The organism is Pseudomonas sp. P5_A2_2 (assembly GCF_054177685.1).
Genome location: NZ_JBGCUL010000184.1, coordinates 1 through 6,955, shown reverse-complemented (window position 1 = coordinate 6,955; position 6,955 = coordinate 1). Strand labels below are relative to the sequence as shown.

6 protein-coding genes and 1 pseudogene are annotated in these 6,955 nt (G+C 53.7%); 5 read left to right on the top strand and 2 right to left on the bottom strand.

Annotated elements, in window-relative coordinates; all coding sequences use genetic code 11:
• Positions 1-179 precede the first annotated feature (179 nt).
• The 4 genes from ACXRVY_RS13330 (at position 180) to ACXRVY_RS13315 (ending at position 4,042) form a co-directional block, all read left to right on the top strand.
• The gene (locus tag ACXRVY_RS13330; protein ID WP_223457475.1) at positions 180-1,142 is read left to right on the top strand and encodes a cyclase family protein; all 963 of its coding nucleotides are present in this window, start codon (positions 180-182) and stop codon (positions 1,140-1,142) included.
• A 175-nt stretch (positions 1,143-1,317) separates the two neighbouring features.
• Complete coding sequence (locus ACXRVY_RS13325; RefSeq protein ID WP_223457477.1) at positions 1,318-2,337, top strand: LacI family DNA-binding transcriptional regulator; 1,020 nt, start codon at positions 1,318-1,320, stop codon at positions 2,335-2,337.
• Positions 2,338-2,513: 176 nt separating this feature from the next.
• Positions 2,514-3,050, top strand: a complete 537-nt coding sequence (locus ACXRVY_RS13320; protein ID WP_223457479.1) for a 2,4'-dihydroxyacetophenone dioxygenase family protein — start codon at positions 2,514-2,516, stop codon at positions 3,048-3,050.
• 86 nt (positions 3,051-3,136) lie between these two features.
• Complete coding sequence (locus ACXRVY_RS13315) at positions 3,137-4,042, top strand: LysR family transcriptional regulator (RefSeq protein WP_223457480.1); 906 nt, start codon at positions 3,137-3,139, stop codon at positions 4,040-4,042.
• A gap of 322 nt (positions 4,043-4,364) precedes the next feature.
• On the opposite strand, the gene ACXRVY_RS13310 is transcribed toward ACXRVY_RS13315, so the two are convergent.
• Positions 4,365-5,291, bottom strand: coding sequence for an alpha/beta hydrolase (locus ACXRVY_RS13310; RefSeq protein WP_223457483.1), 927 nt, complete (start codon positions 5,289-5,291; stop codon positions 4,365-4,367).
• Between the two features lie 124 nt (positions 5,292-5,415).
• On the opposite strand from ACXRVY_RS13310, the gene ACXRVY_RS13305 reads away from it, so the two are divergent.
• Positions 5,416-6,354 carry a LysR family transcriptional regulator gene (locus tag ACXRVY_RS13305; protein ID WP_223457485.1) on the top strand — a complete coding sequence of 313 codons (939 nt, stop codon included), beginning with the start codon at positions 5,416-5,418 and terminating at the stop codon, positions 6,352-6,354.
• A gap of 376 nt (positions 6,355-6,730) precedes the next feature.
• Here the strand turns inward: ACXRVY_RS13305 and ACXRVY_RS13300 are convergent.
• Positions 6,731-6,955: pseudogene (locus tag ACXRVY_RS13300) on the bottom strand (IS5/IS1182 family transposase); the annotation flags it as partial.

The following is a 6,955-nucleotide window of genomic DNA, read 5'->3' as shown; positions in this document are numbered from 1 at the left end:
ATCGGCTGCCTATGCCAAAAATATGAATCCACCCTTGAACTACGAGCGCCTTGTTAATGGTTTGGCAGCGGCTGACAACATCGGCTCACGCCTGACAAATGCCAAGTCATCTGCCTTGTGATCCGGCTTCAATCAACGGCCCGCGCTGTCTTATAAATACAAAAAGTGAGATCGTAAAAATGAACGAAAAAACTGTGCCACATATTCACGAACTGCTGAAAGACTCTCCTAAAAACTGGGGCAAATGGGGCCCGGACGACGAGGTAGGCGCTCTCAACTATTTGACTGGCGTTGAAGTACTCAAGGGCATTGCCGAGGTCAAGCAAGGCAAGACCTTCACATTGCAGGTCCGAATGGCCGATCCCAAAGGCGACCCGATCTGGCCTGGGCGCTCGCAGGCCAAACGGATGAATATCATGGACAGGGGCCATTACAACTGCGGCAAGGGCCCGCATTTTCCGGGGTCTTATGAGTATGCCGATGACGTGATGTTTTTTCATCTTCAGGGGTCGACTCAATACGATGCCTTAGGTCACGTTTGGTATGACGATCAAATCTGGAACGGTTATGACGCTGATACCACGATCGGTTCATTGGCCAAGGCCAGCGTCGCACCGATCGGCGAGCGAGGTGTGGTCGGGCGAGGCATTCTGATCGACATCGCGCGGTATCGCGGCAAGGACGTTCTTGACCCTGGCGAGACTTTTAATCATGTGGACTTGATGAAGGCCGCTGAAGCTCAAGGTGTGACGATTCAGAAACGTGACATCCTGATCATCAGAACTGGCTGGATTGGCTCTTTTTACTACCGAGACCCAGAAGAGTTTTATAAAGATTTCATCGAGCCGGGTCTCACTTACAGCCCGGAGTTGGTCAGTTGGTTTCACGAGATGGAAATTCCCAACCTCGTCACCGACACCATCGCCAACGAAGTGACAGTTGATCCCGTCTCGGGTGTGGCATTGCCTCTTCACAATGCCCTGATGCGTAACCTGGGCGTCACGTTGACCGAGATCGCGCAACTGGATCCTCTGGCGGCGGATTGTGCCGAGGACAATCAATGGACGTTCCTCTATACCGCAGCGCCTTTGAAGGTGGTTGGCGGCACCGGGGCGCCGGTCAACCCGATCGTTATCAAATAGAATCGACGCTTTAGGGGGGCTTCGGATCCCCTCTTTTTAGTGTGCTCGAATCATCCCTTCCAATTTAAAAAGTTGTTAGCATAACGATCGGTCCTACCTCGAAAAAACCGAGGCTTGGTCGCTGATTGGCGGCGATCGTCAGTCACCGCGCCGTTCCAGGAATGCTGACTTTTTAATGAAAAAAAATGAAAAGCCCAAACTTAAAGACGTTGCCGAATTGGCGGGTGTATCCATCGGCAGTGCATCCCGGGCGCTCTCAACTCCCCACTTGGTAAAACCTGCGACGCTCGAAAAAGTTGCGGCGGCGGTCCTCAAGCTTGGCTATGTCCGAGATGGAGCAGCGAGGGCGCTCGCTTCGCGCCGAACCCACAGCATCGGTGCGATCTTTCCCACGTTCAACAACCCCGTATTCGCCGAAGCGGTTCAGGCCCTTCAGCAGCGTCTGAATGAGTTGGGTTACCACCTGATCATTTCGTCCCATGAGTATGACCAGGAGCGCGAGCTGATCAATGTGCGCAACATGATTGAGCGGGGTGTTGAGGGGTTGTTGCTAGTGGGGACGGAACACAGTCCAGTAGTGTATGACGCGCTTGATGCCTCGCATTGCCCCTTAATCCTGATGTGGTCATTGGACGGTTCTCACCCTCACCATTGCGTTGGTTTCAGCAACGAAGAAGGGGGACGCATGGTGGCTAAACATCTTGTGGATCTAGGTCACAAGAATATTGCAATGATCAGTGGAGTTGTGGCCTACAACGAGCGGGCTAAATACCGGCTCAAGGGGGTTGCAGATACATTGAAGGAGGCGGGGATTGAGCTGGCGCCCACGCAGATCATTCAGCAGCCGTTTACGCTGGAAGGCGGCCGGGCGGGGCTCAGGATGGCGATGGAGCTGACGCCAAGGCCAACTGCAATTGTCTGTAGTACGGACGTAACCTGTATGGGGGCCATTGCAGAAGCGCGCTTACAAGGCATCCATGTGCCTACAGAGTTGTCCATTACCGGTTTTGATGACATCGACTTCGCGGCGGTCTCGGTACCAGCGCTCACGACTGTTTGTGTACCCTCGACCGACATTGGCATCAGTAGCGCTAATAACATTATTGCGATGATCGAAGGCCGGCCGGTTGCCAGGCGTGAGCGTGTTCAAATTGATCTTGTAGTAAGGCAAAGCACCGCCCCTGTGAAGTCCTGATTCCGACGGCTACATGCTCGGCGGAGGACTCTCGCTCCCTATGACTGTGCGTCACAGGTGGTTTGAAATTGTAGCTATTTTCATCGCGGGATCACTGCCATAACCTTTCAGTCAGCGGAAATCAGAGCGCACTCATCGTGCTGTGAATTCGTTAATAAAAACTGAGAGGTCCAGTAATGAATACTCCTGTCAAACCTGATGAACTCGCGATTCCGTATCAGTTGCCCCAAGTTCCCTACATGACGCCAGACATGGTTCACCCGGGTGTAATGACCCAATGGCTGGAAGATGACGAGTTGTGGGTACCAGTCACCAAATCTGTTTCGTTCAAGCCTCTTCTGCTCAACACAAGTGGCGGGTATTACATCAACCTTCTGCGTGTGCGCCAGGCCGGCGTGCTTTCTCGTCACCGGCACACCGGCGGCGTGCATGCGATCGTTCTGAAGGGGCGCTGGTATTACCTCGAACACGATTGGGTAGCCGAAGAGGGCTCTTTTGCGTATGAGCCTCCAGGTGAAACTCACACCCTGTTCGTGCCTGAAGATGTCGAAGAAATGATCACCTGGTTCCACGTTCAAGGTGGCTACACTTACGTCGATCCTCAGGGTGTTGCAGTGGGCTATGAAGACGTTTTTACCAAGCTCGAATCCGCCCGCGCTCACTATAAAGCGCTGGGTTTGCCAGACGACTACATTGAGCAGTTCATCCGGTAACTCGGACCATAAAAAACGCGCTTCGGCGCGTTTTTTTATGGTCGCTCAGGGAGCATGAGTCTGAACAATTTACGTTAGGATAGGGCATGGACAATTACTCACAGCTACTCGCCTTTATCTGGTCTACCGAGTGTGGAAGCTTTTCGGCTGCTGCTCGCGCTCATAACATTACTCCATCGGCAGTCAGTAAATTGATCACTCGATTGGAGGACCGACTGCAAGTTCGGCTTTTCCAGAGAGGGTCACGCATTCTGACGCTGACCGAGGAGGGCGCCGCTTACCTGCGTAGTGCCAAGGCAGTCGTTGAGGCCATGAACGAGGCTGACTCCTTGGCTGAAGCGCTGCCCTCGAGAGTCAGTGGAACCCTTCGTATTCACACCATGACCTCTTTTGCCAAGCACCAAATAGTGCCTTGGCTTCCTGAGTTTCTGGATTTGTATCCATCACTGGATGTTGAAATTCAGTTGGGTGCGCAATTCGTTGACCATTTCGAACAGGGGCTCGATATCGCCATCCACAGCGGAGTGCTGCCCAGCTCTTCGCGTATAGCCAAGCGAATAGGTGAGTGTGAATGGCTGATCTGTGCGTCGCCGCAGTACTTGTCCGGGCATGGTATTCCGGCTAAACCGGCAGATCTGTTGGACCACCGATGCTTTAACTTCAGCTTTGTCAGCCCTTGGAACAAGTGGTCGTTTCTTCAAGACGGTGAGGGGGTCTCGGTCCCCGTTACAGCCAGTGCGTCTTTTACTCAAGGTGATCTACTGCGAGACATGGCCCTGTCGGGGGCCGGGGTCGTAAAACTTGCCGATTTCCACATTGGACTCGATGTAAAAGCCGGAACGCTGGTGCCACTGCTGGAGGAGTTCAAGTCAGGGGTTATTGAACCTATCTATTTGTTGTATTCAGATCGAAAACACCTGAGTCCACGTATTCGGGTATTTATCGAGTTCTTCCAGAACAAGTGGCGTCAGAATCCTTGGAAGGTGACTTGAAAATCTAACCTGTGTAGAGCGTGATGGTGTTAGTGGAAGCATTAGCAGTGCGGAGCACCGCGTGATTAATCGGCCAAACGTTATTTAGCAATACACAGACGTTGTTGCCCTCTAACTTCCAATAGCTCGACAAAGGCGCGTACCTTCTCGGGGCGAAAACGTGGCAACTCGGATCATACCTGTGTTCCGGTGGGTTTGATGTGCGACGGACCCTCCGGTGGCGATCAGCGTCTGTTAGCCATTTGTCCAGTGATGGCGGCCCTATGGGGCAGAAGCGCAGAAGCGCGACAACCGGGAAAGCTGTCGCGCTCTGACTTTCGACTCAGCGGTTGGCGTCGACCAGACCAGCCTCAATGAAGCGTACTGAGCTCTCCATCGCCTGCTGACCTTCTGGCAGCATGCAGTAGTAGAAGTGCCAGGCGTGGAACATTGCAGGCCACACTTCCAGATTGACTCGGACACGGTTGTCCGCCAAGTGGTTTGCAAGGCGCATAGCGTCACTTAACATCAGCTCGTTCTCGCCAATCTGTACCAGAATTGGTGGGAGTCCTGTGACGTCCGCAAAAACAGGAGAAGCCAAAGGGTGGTTGGCCAGCGTGTCGCCCAGGAATGCTCTGGCAAGGATATCCAGAACAGGCTTGGAGTTCAGCGGATCGAGGCCTTCACGGTTGCTCATGGAGGCGCCTGTGTGTTCAAGGTTTGCCCAAGGCGAGATGGAGGAACCGACCGCAGGCAATGGAAGCCCTTTGGATTTTGCCGCCACCATGACGCTTACAACCATCGCGCCGCCAGCTGACTCGCCTGAAAATGCAATCTTGGTTGCTGGGATTTTTTGTTCAAGCAACCACTCATATGCGCGCAAAGTGTCGTCGATGGATGCTGGAAACTTATGCTCTGGAGCAAGGCGGTAGTCAGGCATGTACACCCGGGCTCCAAGCATTTTTGCGTAGTTGCCGCCAATGCCATGGTAGCCGTCAGGACGACCAACTATGTACGCCCCACCGTGGATGTACATTAAGACTGCGTCGGTCTTGACCTCATCCGGAGTTACCAGCGTGCCAGGGACACCGCCCATGTCTACGCCTTCAAACTTGACCCCAGCAGGCGCCGGATTCTGCGCAAGCATTTTTGCATAGGAATCGCGGATATCGCTCATTTTCGTGTTGGTATCGATTCCCTTAAGAACAGGTACCAAATCGCTCAGGCTGTTGGCCCAGGTTTGAACGGCTGTTTGTACTTCGGTATTCATATTGACCTCAATAGATCGGTGGGCAATGGAGTGGCTAATTGAGATATTATTCTTATTATTAGGGAATTTGGTTCCCTATAACGGGTGCAAAGGCRCCCCCACCATTGTGAGAAGCTGAGGTCGTATGGAAATTCATAACCTGAACGACATCGCCGCTTTCGTAAGCTCCGTAAATGCTGGAAGCTTCACTGCTGCGGCCAAGCAACTAGGTCTTACCCGTTCGGCAGTGGGTAAGTCGATTGTCAGGCTAGAGACCCGATTGCGGGTGCGTTTACTCAACCGCACAACCCGCAGCCTGAGCATGACGGATGACGGTCAGGTTCTGTATGAGCGATGTGTTGGGGTCTTACAGGATCTCGACGATGTTGAGGACGCGCTCGCGTTTCGTCGTTCGACACCTAGTGGGAGATTGCGGATGAGCCTGCCAGTTGCCTTGGGCAGGCTTCACGTTCTTCATCACATCGAATGCTGTTTGAAAGATTGGCCCTCGCTCAGCATCGACGTCACGTTCTCGGACAGGCTGGTAGACCTGATCGATGAGGGGTTCGACTTAGCCATGCGCATTGGCCCTCCCAAGGAGGACTCTCGATTGCTCACGCGCACGGTGGCTTATCAGCAAATGATCACCTGTGTTTCGCCCAAGTATCTGGCTGAGCATCCAAAGCCTCAAACACCCGAAGATCTGTCCGCGCACGAGTGCCTGCATTTCGTGAGTGGGGGGAGATTGCTTCCCTGGAATTTCCGTGTGAAAGGTCAGCCTGTTTCGGTCACTCATGCTGGGCGGCTGCAGATGGACAGCGCTGAAGCGTTGCATCAAGCAACTATCGCAGGCTTGGGAATTGCGACGCTTCCGTCCTACGTGGTTAACGATGAGCTACGCAGCGGCAAGCTCGTTCAACTGCTTGCAGAGTATGTCGAGGCAGCAGAGCCTATCCGGGTGATCTACCCCAGCAAGCGACACCTGTCCCCCAAGATACGCCTCTTCATCGATAAGCTTGTAGAGGCATGGTCACCTTGTCCGCCATGGGAGCAGCGTTCGGCTGACAATGTCCATCCTGCCTGATGGGAGGATTTTGCCAAAGGAGTGCAGTCTGTCGGCGTCAACAGGTTGATCGTCATCATCGTGTACACCAGGCTGCACTTAGCCTCCAGCACCAACCTTTCGTTGATCATTTGCAAGGCTGATTGCCCACCAGCTTGCGGCATAGCGCATTGAGATAGGCAGCACTAATGCCGACATCCACCGCGTACTGCTCGATGGTCAAATGATCGCGAAATCTTGCTTCGAGGGAGTGAGTAAATGCCTGCAAGTCGCCGCGCCCGCGATCGTTGGCGTTTCGGTCTGCGGAAGTTTCGACGCTGACCTGCCGGTTTACCCACACCAGTAGCAGAGTGATCAGAGCAATTAACAAATTATCCCGATTAGCCTTTTGGCTGCGATATGCGGTGGCGCCAATCAGGCGTTCCGGCTTGATGTCGAACTGCGTTTCGACGCGGTCGATCATGGCCTTGGTGCTCTCGATCTCGGCTGTCCAATGAGCCGGTGTGGGTTCCACACCCACGATGACGCCGTGCTTGGTATCGATCGGATAGTTCGTGGAACAGGCGTAGAACGCCGAGCCACCTGGAGCTTCGGTTCAGAGGGCTTGAGGATCCGTCAGCGA